General features: G+C 74.0%; 16 protein-coding genes. 8 read left to right on the forward strand and 8 right to left on the reverse strand.

Going from position 1 to position 26,331, the window contains the following annotated elements; genetic code table 11:
- Positions 1–63 precede the first annotated feature (63 nt).
- Positions 64–765 carry an NUDIX hydrolase gene (locus tag H9657_RS15325; protein WP_318241535.1) on the forward strand — a complete coding sequence of 234 codons (702 nt, stop codon included), beginning with the start codon at positions 64–66 and terminating at the stop codon, positions 763–765.
- Positions 766–847: 82 nt separating this feature from the next.
- On the opposite strand, the gene H9657_RS15330 is transcribed toward H9657_RS15325, so the two are convergent.
- From H9657_RS15330 to H9657_RS15340, 3 genes are all read right to left on the reverse strand, one after another.
- On the reverse strand, positions 848–4,270 hold the full coding sequence (locus tag H9657_RS15330; protein ID WP_191784291.1) for a proline dehydrogenase family protein: 3,423 nt from the start codon (positions 4,268–4,270) through the stop codon (positions 848–850).
- Between the two features lie 9 nt (positions 4,271–4,279).
- Positions 4,280–4,675, reverse strand: coding sequence for a Fur family transcriptional regulator (locus tag H9657_RS15335; RefSeq protein WP_191784292.1), 396 nt, complete (start codon positions 4,673–4,675; stop codon positions 4,280–4,282).
- Between the two features lie 103 nt (positions 4,676–4,778).
- Positions 4,779–5,798, reverse strand: a complete 1,020-nt coding sequence (locus tag H9657_RS15340; protein ID WP_191784293.1) for an acyltransferase family protein — start codon at positions 5,796–5,798, stop codon at positions 4,779–4,781.
- Positions 5,799–6,300: 502 nt separating this feature from the next.
- Between H9657_RS15340 and H9657_RS15345 the strand changes: the two genes are divergently transcribed.
- The 5 genes from H9657_RS15345 to H9657_RS15365 all read left to right on the forward strand — a co-directional run bounded on the left by H9657_RS15345 (position 6,301) and on the right by H9657_RS15365 (position 13,042).
- A complete protein-coding gene (locus H9657_RS15345) occupies positions 6,301–9,717 on the forward strand; it encodes a PA14 domain-containing protein (protein WP_191784294.1) in 3,417 nt (1,138 codons plus the stop codon).
- 498 nt (positions 9,718–10,215) lie between these two features.
- A complete protein-coding gene (locus tag H9657_RS15350; RefSeq protein WP_191784295.1) occupies positions 10,216–10,392 on the forward strand; it encodes a hypothetical protein in 177 nt (58 codons plus the stop codon).
- Positions 10,393–10,526: 134 nt separating this feature from the next.
- Positions 10,527–11,585, forward strand: a complete 1,059-nt coding sequence (locus tag H9657_RS15355) for an RHS repeat-associated core domain-containing protein (RefSeq protein WP_191784296.1) — start codon at positions 10,527–10,529, stop codon at positions 11,583–11,585.
- Positions 11,586–12,120: 535 nt separating this feature from the next.
- A complete protein-coding gene (locus H9657_RS15360) occupies positions 12,121–12,363 on the forward strand; it encodes a hypothetical protein (protein ID WP_191784297.1) in 243 nt (80 codons plus the stop codon).
- A 307-nt stretch (positions 12,364–12,670) separates the two neighbouring features.
- Complete coding sequence (locus H9657_RS15365; RefSeq protein WP_191784298.1) at positions 12,671–13,042, forward strand: hypothetical protein; 372 nt, start codon at positions 12,671–12,673, stop codon at positions 13,040–13,042.
- Between the two features lie 658 nt (positions 13,043–13,700).
- Here the strand turns inward: H9657_RS15365 and H9657_RS15370 are convergent.
- Positions 13,701–14,033: a type II toxin-antitoxin system PemK/MazF family toxin gene (locus H9657_RS15370; RefSeq protein ID WP_191784354.1), complete on the reverse strand. Its 333-nt coding sequence runs from the start codon at positions 14,031–14,033 to the stop codon at positions 13,701–13,703.
- Positions 14,033–14,257, reverse strand: a complete 225-nt coding sequence (locus tag H9657_RS15375) for a hypothetical protein (RefSeq protein ID WP_191784299.1) — start codon at positions 14,255–14,257, stop codon at positions 14,033–14,035. The genes H9657_RS15370 and H9657_RS15375 overlap by 1 nt, the downstream gene beginning before the upstream one ends.
- 193 nt (positions 14,258–14,450) lie before the next feature.
- Between H9657_RS15375 and H9657_RS15380 the strand changes: the two genes are divergently transcribed.
- Together H9657_RS15380 and H9657_RS19805 are read left to right on the forward strand one after the other, a co-directional pair.
- On the forward strand, positions 14,451–16,817 hold the full coding sequence (locus tag H9657_RS15380; protein WP_191784300.1) for a carbon starvation CstA family protein: 2,367 nt from the start codon (positions 14,451–14,453) through the stop codon (positions 16,815–16,817).
- A 1-nt stretch (position 16,818) separates the two neighbouring features.
- Positions 16,819–17,151, forward strand: coding sequence for a YbdD/YjiX family protein (locus H9657_RS19805; RefSeq protein ID WP_191784301.1), 333 nt, complete (start codon positions 16,819–16,821; stop codon positions 17,149–17,151).
- Positions 17,152–17,413: 262 nt separating this feature from the next.
- Here H9657_RS19805 and recD read toward each other — a convergent pair whose 3' ends face one another.
- Genes recD through recC form a run of 3 tightly spaced genes read right to left on the reverse strand, consistent with a single transcriptional unit; the run spans position 17,414 to position 26,267 of the window.
- Positions 17,414–19,348, reverse strand: a complete 1,935-nt coding sequence (recD, locus tag H9657_RS15390) for an exodeoxyribonuclease V subunit alpha (RefSeq protein WP_191784302.1) — start codon at positions 19,346–19,348, stop codon at positions 17,414–17,416.
- Positions 19,345–22,806: a UvrD-helicase domain-containing protein gene (locus H9657_RS15395; RefSeq protein ID WP_191784303.1), complete on the reverse strand. Its 3,462-nt coding sequence runs from the start codon at positions 22,804–22,806 to the stop codon at positions 19,345–19,347. The genes recD and H9657_RS15395 overlap by 4 nt, the downstream gene beginning before the upstream one ends.
- Positions 22,803–26,267 carry an exodeoxyribonuclease V subunit gamma gene (gene recC, locus H9657_RS15400; protein WP_318241537.1) on the reverse strand — a complete coding sequence of 1,155 codons (3,465 nt, stop codon included), beginning with the start codon at positions 26,265–26,267 and terminating at the stop codon, positions 22,803–22,805. The genes H9657_RS15395 and recC overlap by 4 nt, the downstream gene beginning before the upstream one ends.
- Positions 26,268–26,331 lie beyond the last annotated feature (64 nt).

The following is a 26,331-nucleotide window of genomic DNA, read 5'->3' on the forward strand; positions in this document are numbered from 1 at the left end:
ATGTCACGACGACGATAAATGGCCCACTGGTTTGATGTCAACCTGACGAGATATGGTGGTCGTGTGACGCTCCCCGGGTACGACCCCGCCGACTTCCCGCCGTTCGCGGTGACCGTGGACCTCGTCGTCCTCACGCTGCGCGGCGGAGAGCTGCACGTGCTCCTCGTCGAGCGCGGCGCCGAGCCGTGGCGCGGGCACTGGGCGCTGCCCGGCGGGTTCGTGCGGCCCGACGAGGGCCTCGACGCCGCGGCAGAGCGCGAGCTCGCCGAGGAGACGGGCGTGCACGACGTCCCCGGGCACCTCGAGCAGCTCGCGTCGTACGGCGACCCCGGGCGCGACCCGCGCATGCGCGTCGTCTCCGTCGCGTACCTCGCGCTCGCCCCCGACCTGCCCGAACCGCGGGCCGGGACGGACGCCGCGCAGGCCGCGTGGGTCCCCGTGGCGCGGGCGCAGCGCGAGGCCCTCGCGTTCGACCACGCGCGCATCCTCGCCGACGGGCTCGAGCGCGCCCGCGCCAAGCTCGAGTACAGCTCGCTGGCCACCGCGTTCTGCGGGCCCGAGTTCACGATCGGGGACCTGCGGCGCGTGTACGAGGCCGTGTGGGGCGCGACGCTCGACCCCCGCAACTTCCACCGCAAGCTCACGGGCGTGCCCGGTCTGCTGGTCGACACGGGCCGCACGCGCACCGAGGGCCGGGGCCGCCCCGCGACCGTCTACCGGCGGGGCGACGTCACGACGCTGCACCCGCCCCTCACGCGGGACTGAGGGGCGAGGCCCCGGCGCTCAGCCCGCTTGCGCCTCAGCCGCCCTGCACCTCAGCCGCCCTGCACCTCAGCCGCCCTGCACCTCAGCTGCCCAGGGGCAGCGCGTCGTCCGTCAGGTGGTGCGGCGTGCCGAACCGGTGGGCCGTGACGCTCACCGCCTGCTCGCGCACGAACGGCAGCAGCTCGACGCGCCCCGCTTCGGTCACGGGGTGGTCCCAGGTCGCGACGTCGGGGCGGCCGTCCGTGGCGGCCGCGAGGTCGGCGGCCGTCCCCCCGACCAGGCGCACGCGGCCACCGGGGAGCCCGCCCACGCGGGCCGCCCAGGCCGTGTCGTCCTCGACCTGCAGCGGCCCGACGGCCGAGACCGCGTCCGTCAGCCGCGGCGGCAGCGCTGCGGGCACCGACACGACGACGCGCGACCCGGCGAGCGCCGCGGCGGCGACGACGCGGACCAGGTCAACCACCGGCGCCCCGGCGGACTGCCGCACCAGCACCGGCGCGCTCACCGGCACGTGGCGCAGCACGTTGCGCTCGCAGACCAGCGCGCTGACGTCGCGCGCCGCGAACAGGTCGTGCCACGCGGTGGCGTCGCTGCGCGCGGCGCGCTGGACGCGCTCGGCGTCGGCGGCCGGCAGCTCGGCGCGTGCGGCCTCGACCAGCGCGAGCACGCGCGGGTGCGTCACCGCCGTGCCGGTGGTGGCGCGTGCCGACGTCCACGAGCCGAGCCCCGCCAGGTAGCTGGGCCCGCCCGCCTTGGTGCCCGGTCCGACGGCCGACCGCTTCCACCCGCCGAACGGCTGGCGGCGCACGATCGCGCCCGTCGTGCCGCGGTTGACGTAGAGGTTCCCCGCCTCCACGCGGTCGAGCCACCGCGCGACCTCGTCGGCGTCGAGACTGTGCAGGCCCGAGGTCAGGCCGTAGTCCACGTCGTTGACCAGGTCGATCGCGTCGTCGAGCGTCGCGGCGGTCATGACGCCCAGCACGGGCCCGAAGTACTCGGTCCGGTGCGTGCGCGACCCGCGGCGCACCCCCGTCACGACACCCGGCGTCCACAGCCGGCCCGCGTCGTCGAGCCGGCGCGGCGCCAGCGCCCACGCCTGGCCCGGCTCGAGCTCGGTCAGCCCCACCAGCAGCTTGCCCATCGCGGGCTCGATGAGCGGCCCCATCTGGGTGCGCGCGTCCTGCGGCGGACCGACGGTCAGGGACGACACCGCGTCGAGCAGCTGCGACCGGAACCGGCGCGACGTCGCCACCGACCCGACCAGCACCACCAGCGACGCGGCCGAGCACTTCTGCCCCGCGTGCCCGAACGCGGACGCGACGACGTCACGCACGGCCAGGTCGAGGTCCGCGCTCGGCGTCACGACGATCGCGTTCTTGCCGCTCGTCTCCGCCAGCAGCGGCAGGTCCGGGCGGAACGAGCGGAACAGTTCGGCCGTCTCGTACGCGCCGGTGAGGATCACGCGGTCCACGACGGGGTGGGCGACCAGCGCGCGGCCGAGCGTCGCCTCCTCGACCTGCACCAGGCGCAGGACGTCGCGCGGCACACCCGCCTCCCACAGCGCCTCGGCCAGCACCGCGCCGCACCGCTCGGCGGGCCCGGCCGGCTTGAGGACGACCGCGGACCCTGCGGCCAGCGCCGCGAGCGTCGAGCCGGCGGGGATCGCGACGGGGAAGTTCCACGGCGGCGTGACGAGCGTGAGCGCGGCCGGCACGAACCGTGCACCGTCGACGTGCTCGAGCCCGCGTGCGAGCTCGGCGTACCAGTGCGCGAAGTCGACGGCCTCGGACACCTCGGGATCGCCCTGGTCGACGGTCTTGCCCGCCTCGGACGCCATGACCTCCAGCAGGTCGCCGCGGTGCGCCTCGAGGGCGTCGGCGGCACGGTCGAGGACCGCGGCCCGCTCGGACGCCGGGCGCCGGCCCCACTCCTGGCCGGCGCGGCGCGCGTCGCGAAGGAGCGCGTCCAGCGCGTCCACGTCGTGCACCCGCGCGGCGTCGATCGTGGGGGAGCCGAGGCGTGACGCGGGCACGCGCGCCAGCACGTCGCGCACCCACGCGCGGTGCTCCGGCACCGCGGGGTCGGTGTCGGGGGTGTTCGTGAAGGCGCCGGGCGCCGACGGGGGCACGGCCGCGTGCCGGTCGGGCACGCGGTGCCGGTCCGGGACGGGCCGGTCGACGTCCGCGAGGGACGCGAGGAACCGGTCGCGCTCGCGGGTGAACAGGGCGTCGTCGTCGGCGAGGTCGAAGACCGCGGACATGAAGTTGTCGTCCGACGCGCCCTCCTCCAGCCGGCGCACCAGGTAGGCGATGGCGACGTCGAACTCCTGCGGCGCGACCACCGGCGTGTAGAGCAGCAGGGTCCCGACGTCGCGGCGCACCGCGTCGGCCTGCCCGGGCGCCATGCCGAGCAGCATCTCGAGCTCGACCCCGTCGCGGACGCCGCGCTCACCGGCGAGCAGCCAGGCGTGCGCGACGTCGAACAGGTTGTGCCCCGCCACGCCGAGGCGGACGTTCGCGACGCGGTCGGGGTGCAGCGCCCAGTCGAGGACGCGCTTGTAGTGCGCGTCCGTCTCGCGCTTGGTGCCCCAGGTCGCCAGGGGCCAGCCGTGCAGCTCGGCCTCGACGTGCTCCATCGGCAGGTTGGCGCCCTTGACGAGCCGCACCTTGATGCCCGCGCCGCCCGCCGCGCGTCGTCGTGCCGCCCACGTCTGGAGCCGCTGCATCGCGGGCAGCGCGTCCGGCAGGTAGGCCTGCAGCACGATCCCCGCCTCGAGCCCGACGAGCGAGGGGCGGTCCAGCAGCCGCGTGAAGACCTCCACGGTGAGGTCGAGGTCCTTGTACTCCTCCATGTCGAGGTTGACGAACTTCGGCGTCGTGGCCGCGGCCGCCTGCTCGAACAGCGGCGCCAGGTGCTCGACGACGTCGGTGACGGCCTCCTCGAACGCCCACGGCGCGTGCGGTGCGACGACGGACGACACCTTGACCGACACGTAGTCGACGTCGTCGCGCGCGAGGAGGCGCCGCGTGCCGGCGAGCCGCCGCGCCGCCTCACGACCACCCAGGACGGCCTCGCCGAGCAGGTTGACGTTCAGGCGCGTGCCGTCGCGGCGCAGCCGGGCGATCGTGGCGCCGAGCCGCCGGTCGGTCGCGTCGACCACGAGGTGCCCGACCAGGTGCCGCAGGACGCGGCGCGCGACCGGCACGACGACGCCGGGGAGCGTCGGCGCGAGCGCTCCACCCACGCGCAGGGCGACCCGCAGCGGTGGCGGCAGGAACGCGGGCGGGCGCGCGGCGCGCTCGTGCAGCCGCCGCGCGGCGACCGTGTGGTCCTCGGGCCGCACGACGCCGTCGACGAACCCGACGGCGAACGCCAGGCCGTCCGGCTCGCGCAGCAGCGCGGCGAGCTGCCGGGCGGCCGGGTCGACGGGTGCGTCGGCGGCCTGCGTGAGCCAGCGGCGGACGAGCGCCACGACCGCCTCCGCGTGCGTCGCGGTGTCGGTCATGGCTCCTCCTCAGGCGCGGGCGCAGTCCCGGCAGGTGCCGAGGAAGTCGAGCGAGTGCTCGACGTCCGTGAAGTCGTGGCTCGCGGCGAGCGCCTCGACGAGCTGCTCGAGCTCCGGTGCCGCGACGTCCACGGTACGGCCGCACGTGCGGCACACGAGGTGGTGGTGGTGCTCCGCCCGCGGCTCGCAGCGCAGGTACGTGTGCTCGCCCGTGGGCTGCAGGAAGACCTCGAGGTGGCCCTGCTCGGCCATCGCGTTGAGCGTCCGGTAGACGGTGGCGAGCCCGATCTCCTGCCCGCGCTGCTGCAGCATCTGGTGGATCTGCTGCGCGCTGCGGAACTCGTCGACGTCCTCGAGCAGCTCCGCGATCGCGACGCGCTGGCGCGTCACCCGCTGGCCGATCATGCCGCACCTCCCGAACGTCCGACCGATGTCGTTCTCAACGGGACCACCGTAGTTGAGAATTCCTGTCGACGGGACGGCCGCGTGACCCGTCCGTCCCGACGGGTCAGCGGACGGGCGTGCGCGACCCGCGGGCTGCGGCACCGCCGAGCAGCACGCGGGCGGCCGCCGGCACGCGCAGCAGCGCCAGGCCCAGGGCCCAGGGCAGGACGAGTGCGAGCACCGCGTCGAGCACGCGCCCCTGCGGCGGCGTCCCCAGCAGCCACAGCACGAGCGCGTGCGTCAGCACCACGAGGAGCGCGGCGGCGGCGAGCGCGACGACGGCCCGCCCGGCGCCCGCGGGGAGGTCCCGCGTCCCCACCTCGGCGAGGAGCACGAGGCCGGCGCCGATCATGACGGCGACGAGCACGCTGACGACCGGCGTCCCGAGGTCCGCCTGCTTGAGGTCGACGGGGGCCGACAGCCCCGTGGCGACGGCGATCGCACCGAGCACCACCAGGGCGGCGCCGACGAACACGGCCGCGCGGTCCCCGAGCCGGGGCCGCCAGCGCGCGAGCTCATGCCCGGCCGCGATGAAGACGAGGCACGGCAGCGCGAGCCCCACGGAGAGCGGGACGGCGGCCAGGACGTCGGGGACGAGGTAGCCGAGCACCAGCCCCGCCAGCGCACCGACCCACCGCACGTACCACGCGCCCTGGTCGAGCAGCCGGTACAGGACGACGCCCACGAACAGCGCGGTGACGAACCAGAACGCCGAGAACGGACGCCCGGCGTACGCGCCGCCGAGCAGCGCGTCCCGTACGGCCCCGAGCGGCAGGCCGTCGCCCCGCGCGAGGGCGACGGCGACCACGACCAGCAGCAGGATGACGAGCCAGGCCACGTACGGGACGAGCAGCGTCGGCGTCCGCCGCCGCACCTCGTCGCTGAGCGACCGGCCCGAGCGCCACAGGTACCCCGACAGCAGGAAGAAGACCGGCACGTGCCACGGGTGCACGACCTCGCGGACGACCCCCTCGCCCCACACGTGGCCCAGGACGATCGCCACGACGGCGACCACGCGGACGAGGTCGATGGCGACCGACCGCGAGGCCGTGGACGTGCCCGGAATCGACACCTTCGTGTGCATGCGGTGACTATGGCAGAGCGGCGTCCGGGGGCGCACGCCCCCTACGGGAGGACGTGCGCCGGCGCTGCCGCGGGGCCGTGCGGGAGCGCGGTCGTCCGGCGGGTACGGCGCCCCCGAGGGCGAGTACGGCGTCCTGGGGCTCTCGGCCACCGGTCAGGTCAACCTGACGGACGAGGACGGCACCGTCTACGTCTTCGGGACCAACGGGCGTCTGGAGTCGTCGACACCCCCGGAGGACGTGAAGACCCCGGCATCACCGAAGATCGCGTGGCGGGGGTTCACCGGGCAGCTCGACACGGTGACCGACCGGGCGTCGGGCAAGCAGGTGCGCTTCTTCTACGGCGGGGACACCGCGCCGGAGGGCAGCGGGCAGGCATGCCCCGTGGCCGCCGGCTTCGCCGCGCCGCCCGCCGGCATGGCGTGCCGCATCGTGTACCCGCCCGCGTCCGGCACGGGCGTGGGGGAGTCGACGTGGCTGCGGTACGACTCCGGGGGTCGGCTCGTGCGGATCGTCGACCCGGGTGACGAGGTCACGGACTTCGAGTACGCGTCGTCCGGCGAGCTCGTGGGGCTGCGGACACCGGCGATCACGGACTGGCTGGCCGCGGACCCTGCGCGTGCGGTATCACCGGCGAACAAGGTCGCGATCGCGTACGACCGGGCCGGTCCGTCGACGGTCGCGCCGAAGGCCACGAGCATCACGCTGCCGGCGGCGGACGGCGTGGCGACCGCCGGGCGGCTCACGACGTCGTTCGTCTACGCCGATGCGGGCACGACGCACGTGGACCGCACGGGTGTGCCGGGGCATGCGCGCACGGTGACGTTCGACGGAGCGTGGCGTCAGACGTCCGACGTGTCCGCGCTGGGGCTGCGGTCGTCGCAGACGTGGGACGCGGCGAAGGACCTGGTGCTGTCGCAGACGGACACGGCGGGGCGGACCTCGACGACGATCTACGACGCGCGGGACCGGGCCACGGACAGCTACGGCCCGGCGCCGACGTCGTGCTTCGGTGCCGACCGTCGGCCGACGGCGGCGTGTGCGGCGTCGGTGGCCCACACCTCGACCGGGTTCGACGAGGGGATGCGCGGGCTGAACGTCGCGTACTACGCGGGGGCCGGCCTCGCGGGGTCGCCCAAGGCGTTCGCGCTGGGTCTGACCACCGGTGGCCTGTCGCGGAACTGGGCCACGGGGATGCCGGACGCCGCGATCACCGCTGCGCCGTGGGGTGCGCGGCTGACCGGCGTGCTGACGTTCCCGCAGGCGGGGACGTACACGTTGACGGCCACGGCGGACGACTCGGTGCGGGTGTGGGTCGACGACGTGCTGGTGGTCAGTCCGCCGGACCTGGTCGCGGTGGCCGGGACGGTGGTGCGGGCGGCGGCGGGGCCCGCGCGGGTCCGCGTGGACTACGTGAACAAGGCTGGTGCGGCGTCGTTGTCGTTGTCGTGGGCGGGGCCTGGTGTCACCTCGGGGGTGATCCCGGATGCGGCGCTGCAGCCGGACTACGGCCTGGCGACCAGCACGACGGTCGATGACGCGGTGCCCGGGACCGTGCCGTCCGGCACGCCCGCGGTCGCGGCGGGGCAGGTGCCGGTGCAGAGGTCGCGGACCGGGTTCGGGTCCGAGCCGTGGTTGGGGCGGGCGACGACGAGCGTCGAGGACCCGGAGGGGTTGGCGTTGACGACGACGACCGCGTTCGAGTCCGGTGGGTTCGGGCGGCGGACGGCTCGGTGGTTGCCGGCGGCGACGGCGGGCGGGACGCTCAGTGCGGCGCGGGGGACGACGTACGGGTACTACGGGTCGTCGGACACCCAGCCGTCGGTCTGCAGCGTGCCGGCGGGAGCGAAGCCCGCAGGGCTGTTGAAGACGACGACGGAGCCGACTCCTGCGGCGGGTGAGCCGGTGGTGACGTCGGTGGTGTACGACCACCTGGGGCGGGCCGTGGGGACGCGGGTGTCGGGGGCGCAGGGGTGGACGTGTTCGACGTATGACGCGCGGGGTCGGGTCACCAAGGTGACCTACCCGGCGCTGGGGTCGACGGCGGCGCGGACCGTGAGCACGTCGTACGCGGTGGGTGGGGATCCGTTGGTGTCGGCCACGACGGACTCGTCGTCCCCGGGGTCGGGGACGACGACCACGAGGGTGGACCTGTTGGGGCGGGTGGTGTCGTACACGGATGTGTGGGGTGTGGTCACGACCACGACCTATGACGGCGCGGGTCGGCCGAGCGCGTCGCGCACGGCGGTGGGTGCGCAGGTGTTCGACTCGAGCGTGGAGTACGACGCGGACGGGCGTGCGGTGCGGCTGCTCGATGGTGGGAAGGTCGTCGCGGTGCCGGTGTACGGGCCGGGTGGGGACGTCGTCTCGGTGAGCTACCCGGCGGGTTCGGGTGCTGCCGGGAACGGGACGGGTGTGGCGATCGCGCGGGATCCGGCTGGTGCGTTGGCGCAGCTGGTGTGGTCGTTCGTGGGGTCGGGTCCGGTGACGGATCGGGTGGTGCGCTCGCAGTCGGGTCGGGTGTTGTCGGCGACGTTGTCGGAGGGGGCTACGTCGGGGTCGTCGTCGTACTGGTATGACGGTGCGGGGCGGTTGGTGCGTGCGGTGATCCCGCGGCACGATCTGTCGTACTCGTTCGCTGCTGCCGGTGGCTGTGGTGTGAATCCGCGGGCCGGGGCCAACGGGAACCGCACGTCGTCGCGGGATGTGTTCGATGGGGTGGCGGTCACGACGGTGACGTCGTGCTTCGACCACGCCGACCGGTTGACGGGCACGACGGTGACGGACCCGCCGGTGGGTGCCTCGCCGGTGTCGCGGACGGTGCTGCCCGCGTCGATCGCGTATGACGTGTCGGGGAACACCACGGGTCTGGCGGGTCAGACGTTCGGCTATGACCAGGCGGATCGGCGCGTGTCCAGTGCAGACGGCGACGGGGCGAGCGTGCTCTACGGGCGTGATGCGTCGGATCGGATCGTGCAGCGCACGCAGACGGTTGCCGGGTCGACGAGTGTGGTGCGGTACGGGTTCTCCGGTGCTGGGGATTCTCCGGATCTGCTGCTCGACGCGGCTGGTGTGGTCACGGCGCGGGTGATGACCCTGCCCGGTGGGGTGGTCGTGAACCTGCCGGTGGCGGGGGAGGCGGTGTGGTCCTACCCGAACATCCACGGTGACGTCGTCGCTACCGCGAACGGTGCTGGAGCGCGGACCGGGGCGTTGGTCTGGTACGACCCGTTCGGTCAACCGGTCGACCCGACCACCGGCCTGATCGGCACCGCCGGCGCGGATGACGCGGTGGCCGACAACCTGCCCGGGGAGGCGGACAACGCCTGGGTCGGGCAGCACCAGAAGCTCTACGAACACGCCGGTCAGCTCGCCGCCATCGAGATGGGCGCACGGGTCTACCTCGCAGGACTCGGTAGGTTCCTGTCCGTCGACCCCGTCGAGGGAGGGGTCGACAACGCTTACGTGTACCCGACTGACCCGATCAACGCCTACGACTTGAGCGGGATGTTCAATTGGCGTCGTCTAGGAGGCGTGCTTGAGACGGTCTCTTCAGTCGTCGCCTTCTGTCCGCTGCCGGCGTGTCAGGCTGTGACGCTAGCGACGGGGATCGCGGCGGGTGCAGCGTACGCGATCGGCGGTCATAGATCTGCGGCAAGGCGCGCCGTGGCCGGCGCCGCGCTCAACGTGGTGACAGGGGGCCTTGGATCTCTAGTTCGCGCGGGCACAGTGGCTAAGGGAGGATTTATGGCGCTATCCAAGGGGGGCCGAATGAGAGTCCTCGCTAGAGAAGGAGCTATGGGGGTGGCATGGCACTCAGCCAAGAACGCCACCAGGAACCGGTTCCTTGCGAAGGCTCTGGTAGCCCAGACTTGGTGGGCTTCGACGGTAACAAGCCGATTCGGGGGAAAGCGCAGGTGACCCAGCCAGGCCCGCGCTACGCTGCAACTGAGACGGCATCTCTCGGTTGGCCCGCTTACCTTTTCACTATCGTGTCTTCCTGGTTGGCATGCTGGGTGTTTATGAGGCCGCCTTGGTCGTACGTCGTGAGTTCGATCGCCACTGTCGGAGTGGTCGCAATGGCCATGTGGCTCCGGAGATCTCATCTCACTCTAGGTATCGTCGGTACTGTGCTGACACGTGACGATGGTCACGGGGTTGAGGTGTTCGAGCTGTCCGAGCTGGCCAACGCGACGTACCACTGGATTCCATATTACGGACCGGTAGTCGACATCGAGTGGCAGGACGGTCGCGTCCTCGAGATTCCTGTCGTCTGGCAGACGCGTCGTTTTCGGGCAGCGTTGAACGCTTCCATAAATGAGGCCCGACCCCCGGCAATCATCAATAATCCCGAATCTATGCGGTCACTTCGCCGGGCGGGGCTCGCCTGAGGCGCGCGACGAGGGGTTGAGTCGACGAATGGAGTATGCAGTGATCGGCGCCGGCGCGATCATGGTGGCGTTGACGCTCGTGGAGGTGAAGCGACGCACCGCCGACCAGACCGTGCTGGAGGCGTGGGCGAACCCTTCAGCGCTGCGATCGGTGTCGCTGGTCGTCTTTTTGGGACTGTTCTTCATGTGGGTATTCACGGAGTGACCGATCAAGGGCGGGGTCGAGTCCGGTCGGATCGGGTGGTGCGGTCGCAGTCGGGTCGGGTGTTGTCGGCGACGTTGTCGGAGGGGGCTACGTCGGGGTCGTCGTCGTACTGGTATGACGGTGCGGGGCGGTTGGTGCGTGCGGTGATCCCGCGGCACGATCTGTCGTACTCGTTCGCTGCTGCCGGTGGCTGTGGTGTGAATCCGCGGGCCGGGGCCAACGGGAACCGCACGTCGTCGCGGGATGTGTTCGATGGGGTGGCGGTCACGACGGTGACGTCGTGTTTCGATCATGCGGACCGGTTGACGGGCACGACGGTGACGGACCCGCCGGCGGGTGCCTCCCCGGTCTCGCGGACGGTGGCGGGGTCCTCGATCGCGTATGACGCGTCGGGGAACACCACGGGCCTGGCGGGTCAGACGTTCGGCTATGACCAGGCGGATCGGCACGTGTCCAGTGCGGACGCCGACGGCACGAAGGTCGTGTACGGGCGTGATGCCTCGGATCGGATCGTGGAACGCACGCAGACGGTTGCCGGGTCCACGAGTGTGGTGCGGTACGGGTTCTCCGGTGGTGGGGATTCTCCGGATCTGCTGCTCGACGCGGCCGGTGCGGTCACGGCGCGGGTGCTGACCCTGCCCGGTGGGGTGGTCGTGAACCTGCCGGTGGCGGGGGATGCGGTGTGGTCCTACCCGAACATCCACGGCGACGTCGTCGCCACAGCGAACGCCGCCGGAGCGCGCACGGGCGGGTTGGTCTGGTCCGACCCGTTCGGTCAACCGGTCGACCCGACCACCGGCCTGATCGGCACCGCCGGCGCGGATGACGCGGTGGCCGACAACCTGCCCGGGGAGGCGGACAACTCCTGGGTCGGGCAGCACCAGAAGCTCTACGAACACGCCGGGCAGCTCGCCGCCATCGAGATGGGCGCACGGGTCTACCTGCCCGGGCTGGGTAGGTTCCTGTCGGTCGACCCGGTGGAGGGCGGGGTCGACAACGCGTACGTGTACCCGACCGACCCGATCAACAGCTTCGACCTCGACGGGACGTTCAGCCTCAAAAAAAGTCTGGGGAGACCACGGCACTACAATCATCGGAGCCGTGCGGCTCGGGCTCAACGTTGGCGCCATGCTGGGGTGTGGACTATGTGCGGGGATAGGCGCTGTGTGGACAATAGCGGAGATTGCATCTAATCTTCAGCAGAAAAACTATGCCGGCGCCGGTTTGGCGGCCACCGGGTTTATGCCGGCCGGCTGGCGTCGGTGTTGCTATGAGAGGCGTGAGCCGCCTGCAATTCAATAGGTTTATCGCAATGCGGAGATTGGGCAAGTCAAAGAACAAGGAAGCTAGAGACCTGAGGGCCTCGAGTGCGCGCTGGAGTTCTCGACAGCACACGTGGGGCAGGACTGCTGACAGAATAATTCTCGGCTACGACGTCGGGGCCTATAGCTTCTCTGTGCGCAAGAACTACAGTCGTGGGAGGTGAGTGCGATCGCGAAGCGCAGACGTAGATCCGAGGGCTCGTCTGACATTCCTCCGCCCAGCGGCGCGGGCCCGCTCGTTAGCGTCCTGTCGTCGGCGGCAGTCGTAGGGGTTTCCCTATTTGAAGGTCGAAGCGCCAGCCGAATGCGGAACTCGTGGTTCGCCTTCTGGTCTCCATCGGGCTCGGAGGACCCGCAGTCACACTCGAAAGGCGCACTGGGCGCCTGGCTCCTCCTGGGTGTGCCGTTGTCGATCCTCATCGGCATCGGGGCGTGGGTGATTTCGCTGATTGCGTCCTCAAGTGCCGTGGCTGGGTTCGCGCTCGCTGGGCTCGGGTCGATGGTCTTGCTCTTTCTCCGCGACCTGCTGTTTAGCTTTCTCGGTAGTACGACGGGGGCTAGGCAGTGGGAGAAGGCGGCGCTGGGTTGGCCCGGTGAGGCGCTGATCGTCGGCGTTGCCACCGCGATCACGGCCGCGGTGCTGTCGTGATGTGCACGTAGGGCGTTGGTCGAGACAGAGCTCCAGGGTCGAGTGCCGGCAATCTTTCAGCCAGGGCGATTGGAAAGCGCACGGCGATATACGGGCGCGCCACAGGCGCTCGGTGATACATCGACACTGGATTGAGAATCTGACCGGGTGACGGTGTGGTACTGAAGGGCGGCGGATGCAAGTGAAGCGAACATTCTATGCTGCAGCATCGGCTGTGATCCTTCTCAGTTGTACGTCGTGCGCACTGCTGCCTTCGCAACCAGAGACTCCTCCCGTGGGGATGGGGTGGCGCGACGGTTCGCCAGTCGTGCTCCTGCCGACGTGCCCAGGTGTCGAGGTGGAGTCGGTGGTCGTGACACCCCTCGTAGGGGACGACTTCGACCTCGACGAGTCTCATGCGTGGCGCGCTACCGGGTACCACGGCCCAGTGGCTGGCGGGGTGCTTCTTGAGGCGTCGGAGTGGCGAACCGCTGCGGGCGCGTCGCCGGACTGGGGCGGCGCATTCGGTATCGACCTCGTCGTCGGCGGCCAGAATCTTGGGACAGTGGTGTACGCGGAGGAGCTCTCGTCCGTCGCTTCGAGTCCGGGCGAGTTTCTCGTCGAGGATGGAACGATGACGAAGGAGGAGTTCTTGGACGCCTTCCAGCCGAATGACTGCCCCTCACGGGGTGCCGCCTGACGGGATGCGTAGCGATGGCAGTGTCGCGTGCCTGAGGCGTCGAAGGTGAGCGCATCTCCGGGCTCATGAGCAAGCGTCGTGTCTGTCGACGTCGTTCGGGTACGCCGCTCGGTCACGACGCACGTGGACCGAACGGGTAACCGACGCGCGACGTCGCCGTCGGATTCGGTGCGAGCCTCAACGCCGGTGATGCAAGTGAAGCGACGGGGTGTGACGCAGCGCGTGGTCAGACACGCCGGGACCCCGGTCACCTACCCGGCTGAAATGGGCGTCGGGCCATCATCGGGGGGCGGAGCCATATGGTGGTGCGGTCACGACGGTGACGTCGTGCTTCGATCATGCGGACCGGTTGACGGGCACGACGGTGACGGATCCGCCGGTGGGTGCCTCGCCGGATTCACCCACGGTGGCCGGGGCGTCGATCGCGTGTGACGCGTCGGGGAACATCCGGTGACCGCGCGGTGACCGCCCCGCCTCCGACGACGACCATCACGGCGCCGACGACGGCGCACGTGCCGTGTGCGCCGCGGACACGTTGACGGCACCGGGGGGACCCGCAACACGGCCCCCACCAGCGCCACGACGAGCACCGACGAGGACGGCCACGGCCACCGCACCCAGCAGGACCTCCTGCGCGCTCACGGCATCACCGGTGCGGCTAGCGCTGGTGGTCCGGCAGGTCGAGCAGGCCGCTGAGGGCGTAGTCGATGCGCTGCATGGCCTCCAGCTGCAGGTATCCGACGAGCTCGCCGAGACGCGCCTGTGGGTCGACGGCCGTGAGCGCGTCGCACAGGGCGAGGGTCTCGCCGTGCCCCGGGATCTCGATGGCGGGTCGGAAGACGAACGGGCGCGCGCGCGTCGACGTCGGCACGACCAACCAGGTGCTGAGGTGGTCGAACCGGGAGGCGAGCACCACCACGGCGAACCGTGGCCCGCGCTGCTCGTGCCCGCGAGCCTCGTGCGCTCTCAGGCGGTAGACGTCCCCGCGCATCACCCGGCGAGGTCGCGCAGGACGGATGCGACCTCGGCGCGGTCGTCGGGGTCGGCAGCGGCGGCACGGGCGTCGATCTCGGCCTTGCGCCGCCACTGCTCGCGGCGCAGGAGCGCGATGCCGTCGCGGATGACCGCCTCCACGGGCTCGCCGCGCTCGGCGCTGAGCAAGTTGAGCTCGTCCCGTGTGGAGGTACGGACGCGAACCGTCGTCGTCTCAGCCATGCGGGCAGTCTACATATCATCTACAGGTCGCGGCGGCCCCGTGGGCGAGGGAGCCAGGGCGTCCCGCAGCGCGTCGTCACGACACGCCGGGACCCCGGTCACCCAGCCGGCTGACCGCCGTCGGGCCATGATCGGGGGACGGGGCCGTCGGGGGGACCGACGCGGGTCGCCCCGCGGCATCGACGGAGCTGACATGACGACCACGCGCGACGCGCAGCTGCCCGAGTACACGCCCGAGGAGCAGGCCGAGATCCTGCGCGACGACCGCGGTGTCCCCGTGGGCGTGGTGGAGAAGCCGCGGTGGACGCCCGCCAAGGTCGCGCTGTGGGTCGCGATCTCGCTGGTCGGCGCACTCGGCTGGACCATGCTCGCGATCGTCCGCGGGGAGCGGGTCAACACCATCTGGTTCGTCGTCACCGCGGTGGCGACGTATGCGATCGCGTACCGGTTCTACGCGCTGTACGTCCAGCGGCGCATCATGCGTCCCGACGACACCCGCGCGACCCCGGCCGAGCGCGTGAACAACGGCCGCGACTTCGACCCGACCGACCGGCGTGTGCTCTACGGGCACCACTTCGCGGCGATCGCCGGCGCCGGTCCGCTCGTCGGACCGGTCCTCGCGGCCCAGATGGGCTACCTGCCGGGCACGCTGTGGATCATCCTCGGCGTGGTCGTCGCGGGCGGCGTGCAGGACATGCTCGTGCTGTTCTACTCGATGCGCCGCGGCGGGCGGTCCCTGGGACAGATGGCCCGGGACGAGATCGGGCGGTTCGGGGGCACGGTCGCCATCGTCGTCGTCTTCGTCATGCTGATGATCGTGCTGGCGGTGCTCGCGCTGGTCTGCGTCAACGCGCTCGCCGAGTCCCCGTGGGGCGTCTTCTCCGTCGGCTGCACGATCCCCATCGCGCTGCTCATGGGCCTGTACCTGCGGTTCGTGCGGCCGGGGCGGGTCACCGAGGTGTCCGTCATCGGGTTCCTCGCGCTGATCGCGGCCATCATCGGCGGGCGGTGGGTCGCCGAGTCGTCCTGGGGGGACTTCTTCCTGCTCTCGCCGACGACGCTCGTCGTCTGCATGGTCGTCTACGGGTTCCTCGCCGCCGTGCTGCCCGTCTGGCTGCTGCTGACGCCCCGCGACTACCTGTCGACCTTCATGAAGGTCGGCACCATCGTCGTGCTAGCCGTCGGCATCGTCGTCGTGCGGCCGGTCGCGCAGATGCCGGACTTCACCGAGTTCGCCTTCAACACCGAGGGGCCGGTGTTCGCCGGTGCTCTGTTCCCGTTCCTGTTCATCACCATCGCGTGCGGCGCCCTGTCCGGCATGCACGCCATGGTGTCGTCGGGCACGACTCCCAAGATGATCCAGAAGGAGTCGCAGGTCCGGATGATCGGGTACGGCGGCATGCTCATGGAGTCGTTCGTCGCCGTCATGGCGTTGGCCGCGGCGGTCTCGCTCAACCAGGGCGTGTACTTCTCGATGAACATGTCGCCCGCAGCGATCGAGGCGACCGCCGGCGAGCAGTTCTCACCCGACGCGACACCCGAGGAGAACGCGGCCGCGGCCATCGCGAACCTGCGCGTCTCGGACCCCGCCGGCAACCAGCCGGAGATCGCGTGGGACACGGTCGTCGACGGCGAGGAGGTCACCCTCACCGGCGCCGCCGCGCTCGAGGCCGTCGCGAGCGACGTCGGCGAGCCGTCGGTCGTCTCCCGCACGGGCGGTGCGCCGACGCTCGCCGTCGGCATCGCCAACGTCATGCACGACGTCGTCGGCGGCAAGGGGATGATGTCGTTCTGGTACCACTTCGCGATCATGTTCGAGGCGCTGTTCATCCTGTCCGCCGTCGACGCCGTGACGCGCGTGGCCCGCTTCCAGCTCGGTGACGCCATCGGCAACGCGATACCGCGGTTCCGGGACCCGAGCTGGCGGCTCGGCTCGTGGCTCACGACGGGCGTCGTCGTCGCCGCCTGGGGCTCGTTGCTGCTCATGGGCGTGACCGACCCGAACGGCGGCATCCGCACCCTGTTCCCGTTGTTCGGGATCGCGAACCAGCTCATCGCCGCGTGCGCGCTGACCGTCGTCACCGTGATGGTGGTCAAGAAGGGCTACGTGAGGTGGGCGTGGGTCCCGCTGCTGCCCCTCGCGTTCGACACCGCGACCACGTTCGCCGCCTCGTACCAGAAGATCTTCTCCAGCGACCTGGCCGTCGGGTACTGGGCGCTGCACCAGGCCACGAAGGACAGGATCGCCGCCGGCGGGCTCGACGCGAAGGCCCTCGCCGACGCGAACGCGACCGTGCGCAACACCGCGATCCAGGGGACGCTGTCCATCGCGTTCGTCGTCCTGGTCGCGCTGCTGATGGTCACCGCGCTGATGGCGGTCGTGACGGCGCTGCGGGCGGGGGCCGCGCGGGGCGTGGACGTCGGGACGAGCGAGGACCCGCCCGCGCCCTCCCACTTCTACGCACCCTCCGGCCTCGGCGCCGACGCCCTGGAGCGCAAGGTCGAGGCGGAGTACGCGGTCGTCGGGGACCCGCGCCTGCTCGCCGGCGGGAAGCACTGACATGAGTGCGGGGGACGTGGCCTCGGGACGTGACCCGATTGCTCTCTCGCGGGTGGGAGGGGTGTGCTGGATTGCTCTCTCGCGGGTGGGAGGGGTGTGCCGGATCGCTCTCTCGCGGGTGGGAGGGGTGTGCTGGATTGCTCTCTCGCGGGTATGGGGGGTGGGGCGGGGGGTGCGGTGGTATGTGCGGGAGCTGACGGGGGAGGCGGCGTACGACCGGTACGTCGCCGCGCACGCCCGCACCCACCCGGACCACGCACCCCTCACCCGGGCGCAGTGGTGGCGCGCCCGCGACGACGCCCGCGAGTCCCTCGCCCACGACCGCTGCTGCTGACCCACCCCCAGGTCGCGAGAGAGGCAATCCGGTCACCAGGGTGCCCCACCCCAAGGTTGTGAGAGCGCAATCCGGCTGCCAGGCCGCCACCCCAAGGTCGTCAGAGAGCAATCCAGTTGCCAAGGTGCCCCCCCAAGGTTGTGAGAGAGCAATCCAGTTGCGCGGGAAGGGGCCGTCTCCGGCTCCGTGGGGCCCGACTGCATTGTCCTCTCGTGGCTGGTGGGGGCGCTGGATTGCTCTCTCGCGCCCTGGGGGGTGGGGGTCAGCGGGGGAAGCGGAGGCCGCTGGCGCGGCGGACCGGGCGCTCGACCGCTGCCCGCACGGCGTCGGCCGAGCCGACGACGCGCACGTGCTCGCGCGCCCGGGTGATCGCCGTGTACAGCAGCTCGCGCGTCAGCAGCGGGGACGACGCGGGCGGCAGCACCACGGTGACGAACGCGAACTGGCTGCCCTGCGCGCGGTGCACGGTCATCGCGTGCACCGTCTCGACCGCCGGCAGCCGGTGCGGGCGCACGAGCCGCGGCGCGCGCGGCTCCCCGAACGCCGCGACCACCCCGCCCTCGCCGTCGGCGACGACCACGCCGGTGTCGCCGTTGGACAGGCCGGTCGTCCGGTCGTTCGTCGTGACGAGCAGCGGCCGGCCGACCCGCCAGGGCCCCGGGTGCAGCTCGCCGGAGGTGTGCTCGACCCAGCGCTGCGCGAGCGACGCCCACCGTGCCACGCCCGCCGGTCCGCGCCGGTGCGCCAGCAGCAGCCGGTGCGTCCCGAGCGCCTCGAGCGCCCCGGCCGCGTCACCGGCGCGCGCCGACGCGGCGATGCGCGCACCCGTCGCCTCGATGTCGAGCCGAAGACCGGGGACCTCGTCGTCCTGCGGCACGTCGCCCGCCGGCTCGATCAGCCTCGCGTGCGCCCCGCCCGCGCGCAGCAGGTCCAGCGTCGCGTCGGCGTCACCGCGTCGGACCGCGTCCGCGAGGGCACCGAGCTCGTGGCCGAAGCGGTGCGGCACCACCAGGCGCACCACGCCACCGTGCAGCGCCGCCGCGTCGCGGGTGTCCGCCGCGGCGTCGGGGACGTCGGCGGGCAGCACCGTCGCGAGCCGGCCCGGCAGCGGGCCCGGTCGCACGGGACGCGCCACGAGGTCGCCCAGCACCGCGCCGACCTCGACCGACGCGAGCTGGTCGGGGTCGCCCACCAGCACGAGCCGCGCGTCCGGGCGCAGGGCGTCGAGGACGCGCGCGAGCAGCGGGAGGGACACCATCGACGCCTCGTCGAGGACGACCACGTCGTGGGGGAGGCGGTGCGTGCGGTCGTGCGCGAACCGCGTGCTCGAGGGGCGCCACCCGAGGAGGCGGTGGATCGTCGAGGCCGTGAGCGGTCTGGCGTTGAGTGGCACGGCGGCGTCCCCTGTGCGCTCGACCATCCGGTCGAGCTCCGCGTTGACCGCCTCCTGCAGCCGCGCGGCGGCCTTGCCCGTCGGCGCGGCGAGTGCCACCCGCAGGTCCGGCCCGGCGACGTCCCGCAGCACCGCCACGAGTCGCGCGACGGTCGTCGTCTTGCCGGTGCCCGGCCCGCCGGTCAGCACGGTCAGCCGTGACAGCGTGGCGGTCGCCGCGGCCAGCCGCTGCCGAGCGTCCTGCGGGCGGTCGAACCGGGCGTGCACGGCGGTGCGCAGCGCGTCGTCGTCGACGTCGAGCAGCGAGGCGAGCCGCGCGTCGATGTCACGACGGACCACCTGCTCGTCCCGCCAGTAGCGGTCGAGGTAGACGCGCCCGTCGACCCACCGCACCGGCCGGTCCGCCGGACCGTCGACGCCGTCCGCGACCAGGGCGCTGCGCCGGACCGCGGCGGTCCACGCGTCGAGGTCGGGCCAGGGCAGCGGCACGTCCGGCAGGGGCGCGTCGGGGTCGTCGGGGGAGCCCTCGGCCGCGAGCGTGGGTGCGTCGGCCAGGTCGACGCACACCGAGCCGGACCGCACGGCCCGCACGGCCAGCGCGGCGGCCAGGTGCACGGTCGCGTCGTCCTCGCCCGTGAGCACGCCCAGGCGCTCCGCGACGCGCACGTCGGCCGACGTCAGGACGCCCGCGGCCGCGAACGTCGCCAGCAGCGGCTCGGCACGCCACGGTCGACGCGGGTCGCCGAGGTCGACGTCCGCCGCGCTGCCCGCACGGTCACCGGCCGCCGCCCGGTCGGCCCTCACAGCCCCGTCCCCCGGCCGTCCAGCAGCGCGGACAGCGCCACCACGAGCTCCGCGGGCGGACGCCACGACACGACCCCGCAGGGTGACCCGTCGACCACGGGCGTCGCCGGACCGCACATGCCGCGCACGAACAGGTACGCGCCGCCGCCCAGGTGCCGCCGCGGGTCGTACCCGGGCAGCCGCCACCGCAGGAACCGGTGCAGCGCCACGGTGTACAGCAGCAGCTGCAGCGGGTAGTGCGCGTCGACCATCGCGACGCGCATCGCCTCGAAACGGTAGTGCCACGCGGTCAGCGGCTCGTCGGGCGGGCCCAGGCGGTTGGTCTTGTAGTCCACGACGACGTACCGGGTGTCCCCGTCGACGTCGACGCGCAGGACCGCGTCGATGCTGCCCGTGAGGTAGCCGCGCAGGGCACCGGGCCGCGTCGCGGGGTCGGCGTGCAGCGCGTCGAGCCGGCCGGTGTACGCCGCGAACGGGTCGTCGGGCGGCAGGTGCGCACGCAGCAGGTCCGCGACGTCGCGCAGCGTCGCCGGACGTCGGCCGTCCGCGTCCAGGTCGCCCCCGGCGAGCGGCAGCTCGAGGTCGAGCTCCGCCAGCCGGTCCTGCGGGGGGACCTGCGCGAGCGTGCGCCCGCCCAGCAGCGGGCCGCCCGGTGTGTGCAGCGAGGGCAGCAGGGCGTCGGCCAGGACGTCGGGGTCGAGGCCGAGCCCGCCGCCGTGCCCGGCCGCCTCGGCGCAGCGTGCGCGCAGCTCGCCCACGAGGTCGTCGGCGGACGTGTCCACGCGCTCGAGCACGTGGTGCACGAGCGTGCCGAACGCCGTGCCGCCCGGCAGGTCGGTGAGCGGGGACCGCACGGCGCGCAGCGCCGCCACGAGGACCGGGTCCGGCGTGGTGCGCGCGAGGACCTCCGGGTCCGGCTCGTCGCCGTACCCCGCGTGCGGCAGGCGCACGGGGACGGGCCCGTCGGCCTCGTCCTGGATCCCCGGCTCCTCCGGCTCGTCCGCGACACCGACGCGGTCGGGCGCCCCGGGCCCGGCCGGACCCGCGTCGTGCGCGGCGGCCGTGATCCCCGAGTACGACGTGCGCCGCCACGTCGTGTCGACGCCCCGCCGCAGGTGCGCGACCTCGAGCGGCACCGCGGCACCGCGTCCCGGCTCCCAGCGCACGACCGGCGGCGGCGCGTCGACCGTCTCGTGCACGACCGTCCCGCCGGAGCGTGCCGCGAGGGCGTCGAAGCCCGCCGCCGCCTGGTCGTCGCGCGGCACGGGCACCGTGGCCGGCGGCAGCCCCTGCGCGTCGCGCGCCCCCAGCGCGAGCCGGCCCACCGCACCCGACGCCGACACCGTGCTGGGCGCCCACCACACGACGACCTGGCTGCTCGCGCGGGTCAGCGCGACGTACGCGAGCCGCAGGTCCTCACCCGCCTCCTCCGCCTGGTGGCGCGTCCGCGCGTCGTCGTACCCGGGGCTGGCCGGCCCGCCGACGTGCAGGCGTCGCCTGCCGTCCGCGTCGTGGTACCGCAGCACGTCGGGCAGGCGGGGCACGAACCGGTCCCACGCGAACGGGACCATCACGACGGGGAACTCCAGGCCCTTGGCGGCGTGCACGGTCACCACCTGCACGGCCGCCGCGTCCGTCTCCAGGCGCCGGCTGCGCTCCTCGGCGTAGTCGCGCGCGGCCTGGTCGATGCGCGCGCGCAGCCACTCCGTCAGCGCCGCCGCGCCCAGGCCGCCGTCCCGCGCCGCGGCGTGCAGCACCTCACCCACGTGACGCACGTCCGTCAGCGTGCGCTCGCCGTCGACGCGTGCCGCGAGGCGCTCGTGCAGCCCCGCCGCCGCGGTCGCCTGCAGCAGGGCGGCGACGCCCTGACCGGCCAGGACGTGCGACCAGCCGCGCAGCAGGTCCGCGAGGTCCTCGCGCTCGACGTCGTGGGCGCCCGCCAGCCGGGCGGCGTCCCAGCCGACGAACGGCGTGAGCGCCGCGGCCGCGACCCGCGCGGAGTCGCCCGTCGACGCGAGCGCGCTGAGCAGCACGAGCCAGTCGCGCGCCGCCGACGTCGTGAACACGCTCGACAGCCCCGAGACGACCGCCGGCACGCCCGCCGCGACCAGCGCCTGCCGCACGGCCAGCGCGTCGGCGTTGCGGCGCGCGAGCACCGCGACGTCGCCGGGCTGCACGGGACGCCACCCGGCGCCCTCGCGCAGCCGGTGGTCGCGCAGCGTGCGCACCACCTGCGCGGCCACGTCCCGGTGCACGAGCGCACGCACCACGTCCACCCGCGGCGCCGCGCTGCCCGCGTTGACCGCGCGCCGCGTCACCCGGCGCACGACGACGGGCGGGCCGCCCTCGAGGCGGCGACCGGTGCGTGCGGCCTCGACCGGGTGCACGACGATCCGCGGGTCCCCGAGCGCCGCACCGCCCAGCAGGTGCGACAGGCCCTCGAGCACGGGCGGGTCGGCGCGCCAGCTCCGCGCGAGCGTCGAGGTCGTCGCGACGTCGCGGGCCTCGAGGTACGTGTGGACGTCGGCCCCCCGGAACGCGTAGATCGCCTGCTTGGGGTCACCGATGAGCACGAGCGTGCGGTGCCCGTGGAAGGCGGTGCGCAGGATCTGCCACTGCACCTGGTCGGTGTCCTGGAACTCGTCGACCATGACGACCCGGTACGGCGCGCGCACGCGCTCCGCCGCCGCCGCACCGGTCGTCGGGTCCGTGAGCGCCGCGTGCAGCAGCGTGAGCAGGTCGTCGTAGTCGACGACGTGCGCGGCACGGCGCCGCCGGACGATCTCGCGCCGCACGGCCCGCGCGAGGCGGAACCGGTGGTCGGGGGGTGTGCCCGCGGGTGCGTCGTCGGGCGCGAGCAGCGCCGCGTGGTCGCTCACGGCGGCGCGTGCCACCTCACGTGCGTCGGCCACCGTCAGGACGGGCCGCTCGGCCCCCGCGTACGCGGCCAGGTAGAGGTCGTCGACGACCTCCGCCTCGAGGTCCGCGACGTCGGGCAGGAGCGCCGCGCCGGGCTCGACGACGCCCCCGCCGGTCGTCGTGCCGAGCGCGCGCAGCATCTGCTGGCAGAAGCCGTGCGTCGTCGTGATGGTGGCGGCGTCCACCTCGGACAGCGCGACCGTCAGCCGGTCGCGCCGGCGGACCAGCTCGGCGTCGTCGACGTCCGCGAGGTGCCGCACGAGCACGTCGTCGCTGGTGCGGGCCGCGGGGTCGCGCAACGCGCGCTCGGTGTCCACGAGCCGCGCGCGTACGCGGTCCCGCAGCTCGCTCGTCGCGGCGCGGCCGAACGTCACCAGCAGCAGCTCGGGCAGCCGCGCGTGGCCCTCGGCGACGTACCGGGCGGCGAGGGCCGCGATCGTGAACGTCTTGCCGGTGCCCGCGCTCGCCTCGAGGACCGTGGTCTCCGTGGGCAGGGGGCCGCGGACGTCGAACACGTCGGGGCCGGTCGTCGCGCTCACGCGGGCCCCCGTCCCTCGTGCGTCAGGAGCGCGTCCCACACCGTGCGGGCGAGCGCACCGAGCAGCGTCGGCTCGTCGGGCCACGCGGCGCGGTCGGCCGGCCCCGGGTCGCCCGCCACCGCGGTGAGCGTGAACCCGTCGCCCCACGCGAGCACGTGGTACTCGTCGGTGTGCTCGAACCGGTCGCGCAGCGCGTGCTCCGCATCGGCCAGCGCACCCGCCGGGTCGTCGTGCCCGTGCCGTCGCTGCGCGTAGGTGCCCGCGGCCGCCACGGGCAGGGGGAGCGGTGCGCACATCGCGCGGTCGCGCACGGCGACGAGGTCCGCGAGCAGGCGCCGCGCGTCCTGCGCGGACGGCGGCGACAGCCACGAGGTCGCCGCCGTGGCGCGTGACCCCGGGCCCCTTCCCACGGTTGCCGCCCCGCGCACCGCGGGCGCCCCCGGGCTCGCGGCCAGCGCCAGCAGCCGGACCCACGCGCGCAACCGGTGCTTGGCCCCGAGACGCGCGTACACCGCGCGGACCAGCACGTCCCCGTGCACGCCGGGGACCGTGCCGGTCAGGGTGCGTCCGCCCGGCAGCGCGACCGTGACGTCGACGGTCGTGGCCGGGGCCGCGAGCACCGGGACGGCGGCGTCCGCGACGGCCGCGACGCGCGTCGCGACGTCGGCGCGCGCCGCACCCCCGAGGTTGCCGGGCGGCACCTTGCCGCGGCGGCGCTCGGCCGCCGCGGCCCGGGTCAGGTCGACGCCGTCGAGCACCGCCGCGAGCAGCCGGTCGCCCGTGGCCCACCCGTCGAGCGGGGCGAGCGTCAGCGGCAGCCGGTCGTCGAGGTCCTGCGTCTCGCCCGGCACCAGCACGCCCAGCCGGCGTCGGACGAACGCCCGGACCGGGTGCTCGAGCGCGGACACGAGGTCGTCGAGGTCCACCACCGGCTCGTCGAGCGGGGGCAGCGATGCCGTGAGCAGCGGCGGTCGCGGGTGGCGGGGCTCGCGCGCGACGGCCGCGGCACGGCGGTCCACGTCGTCGAAGCTGAACGGGCCGGGCCGCCCCAGGGCCCCGGGTGCGAAGTTGCGCTCGTCGACCGTCTGCAGCGGGTGGTGCACCACGAGCGCCTCGCGCGCCGTGCGGCCACGGGGCAGCTCGACCGCCTCGTCGACCGCGTCCAGCAGCTCACCCACGGGCACGGCCGGCGGACGGGGCGCGCCGGTGCGCTCGTCGGCGCCGCTGTGCACGACGACGAGGTGGTCGCCCGCGGCCATGACGGCGTCGAGGAACAGCTGGCGGTCCTCCGCGCGGCGGTCGCGCTCGCCGACGAGCGGGTCGCGCGCGAGCACGTCGTCGCCGTCGGGCGCACCCGAGCGGGGGAACGCGCCGTCGTCCATGCCGAGCAGGCACACGACGCGGTGCGGCACGGCGCGCATGGGCTCCAGCGAGCAGACCGTCAGGGCGCCGGTGCGGAAGCCGGCGCGCGTCGGGCGGCCCGCCAGGCGCGGGTCGAGCAGCGCGACGACGTCCGGCAGGCGCAGCGGCACGTCGACGCCCGCGGCCGACGAGCGTGCGTCGCCGAGGACCCGGCGCGCCTCCACCTCCTGCCACGCGTCCGTCGGGTCGGCGGCCGCGAGCAGGACGAGCGCCCGCTCCAGCGTGTCGAACCAGGCGCCGGCCGGGCGCACGCCCTCGAGCTCGTCGAGCAGCGCGGTCGTCCGGTCCACCAGCTCGGCGAACCGGCCCGCGAGGTCCACGTCGGTGCTGTCGACGTCGTCCAGCGGCAGGGCCGACCCGACGAACCGGTGGTCCTCCTCGGCCATCGCGACACCCAGCAGCAGGCGGTCCGTCGCCGTGCGCCACGTCCCCTGCGCGACCGCGCCCAGGCCGTACCGGGCACGGCGGTCCTGGTCCTCGCCCCACCGCACGCCGGACTCCAGCGCCCACGCGCGCAGCCGCTCGGTGTCCGCGTCGTCGAACCCGAAGCGCCGACGCACCGCGGGCAGCCCCGCGAGGTCGACGACGCCCGACGCCGCGACGCGCGAGCCCGCGAGCGCCAGCAGCGCGGACAGCACCCGGAGCAGCGGGTTGGTGCGTGCGGGCGCGCGGTCGGCCACGCGGACGCGGAGCGTGCGACCCGGGTGCACGGCCGGGCGGGCGGAGCCCCGCGGCCCGTCCGCGTCGTCGGGCTCGCCCGGCGTCGCCGCGGCGCCGAACGCGGCGACGACGAGCGGTGCGAACGCCTCGACGTCCGGGCACAGCACGACGACGTCGCGCGGCTCGAGCGTGGGGTCGTCGGCGAGCAGCCCCAGCAGGGCCTCCCGCAGCACCTCGACCTGCCGGCCGCGGCCGTGGCACGCGTGGACCTGGACCGTGCGGTCGTCCGCGGCCGCCGCCGCACGGGTCGCGGGCCGCTCGTCCGCGCGCAGCGCCGCCTGCAGCGCCCCCAGGACCGTCGGCGGCGGGGGCGGCGCCGGGTGGTGCGTCACCTGCGCGCCGGACGCGGTCAGCCGCACGCCGAGCTCGGTCGCGTCGCGCGCGGCCGACGCGAGCAGCGGGTGGACGGCCACGGTCGGCACGTCGGCGCGGCGGGGCGCCGCCCGCGACGACGCCCCGGGCGCCGCACCGGCCGCCGCCGCGCGCCGCCACAGGGCCGGCGACGGGTGCGGCAGCCACAGGTGCACGTCGCGGTGCACCGCGAGCGCGGTCAGCACGTCGACGTGCGCCTGCGGCAGCCGCGTCGGGCCGAGCACCGAGAGCCGCGGCGGCAGGTCCGACCGGTCGGGCTCGGCGCGCAGCACGCGGCACGCGTCGGCGAGCATCTCGGCCGGGCTCGCCGCGTCGACCGCCGCCCGCACCGCGCGCCACAGCGGCGCCTGCCACGCGACGTCCGCCGGCAGGGGCGCACCCGCGCCGTCCTCGTCGCGCCCGGCGGCCCAGGCGACGACCAGCGACGGACGCTGCGCCGCGTACGCCGCGAAGGCGCCCGCGGTCCGCTGCGCGAGGCGCAGGCGCCGTCCGGCCCGCACGGCGTCGCGCGCCCGGGGGTCGTCCTGCAGGTGCCGGGCGAGGGGCGCGGCCCACGGCGTCCCGGCGGCGACCGCGTCGTCGACCGCCCGCAGCACGTGCCACACGAGCCGCTCCGGCTCCCACGGGTCGTCGTCGCGTGCCGTGCCCGTGGCGGCAGCGACCGCATCACGCACGAGCCGCGTCGGCGGGTCGAAGTCGATGCGGGCGCACACGCCGGCCTCGCCGTCCGGCCCGGCACCGAGCCGGTGGGACAGCCGCTGCGCCACCCAGCGCTCGACTCCGCGCGTCGGCACGGCGACGACCTCGCGCGCGAACGGGTCGGCGCCCGGCGGGACGTCCGCGAGCACGTCGGCCAGCGCGTCCACCAGGACGTCCGCGCGCTCGGACGTGTGCACGCGCAGCAGGCCGGGGGATGCGTCCGCCCGTGCCTGCCCCGTCGTCGTCACGCGTCGCACGCTAGCGAACCGTGCCGACACCGCGGGCGCCGTCCACAGCCCCGGTCTGCACGGC

Source organism: Cellulomonas avistercoris (genome assembly GCF_014836445.1).
GTDB classification, from domain to species: Bacteria; Actinomycetota; Actinomycetes; order Actinomycetales; family Cellulomonadaceae; genus Cellulomonas; species Cellulomonas avistercoris.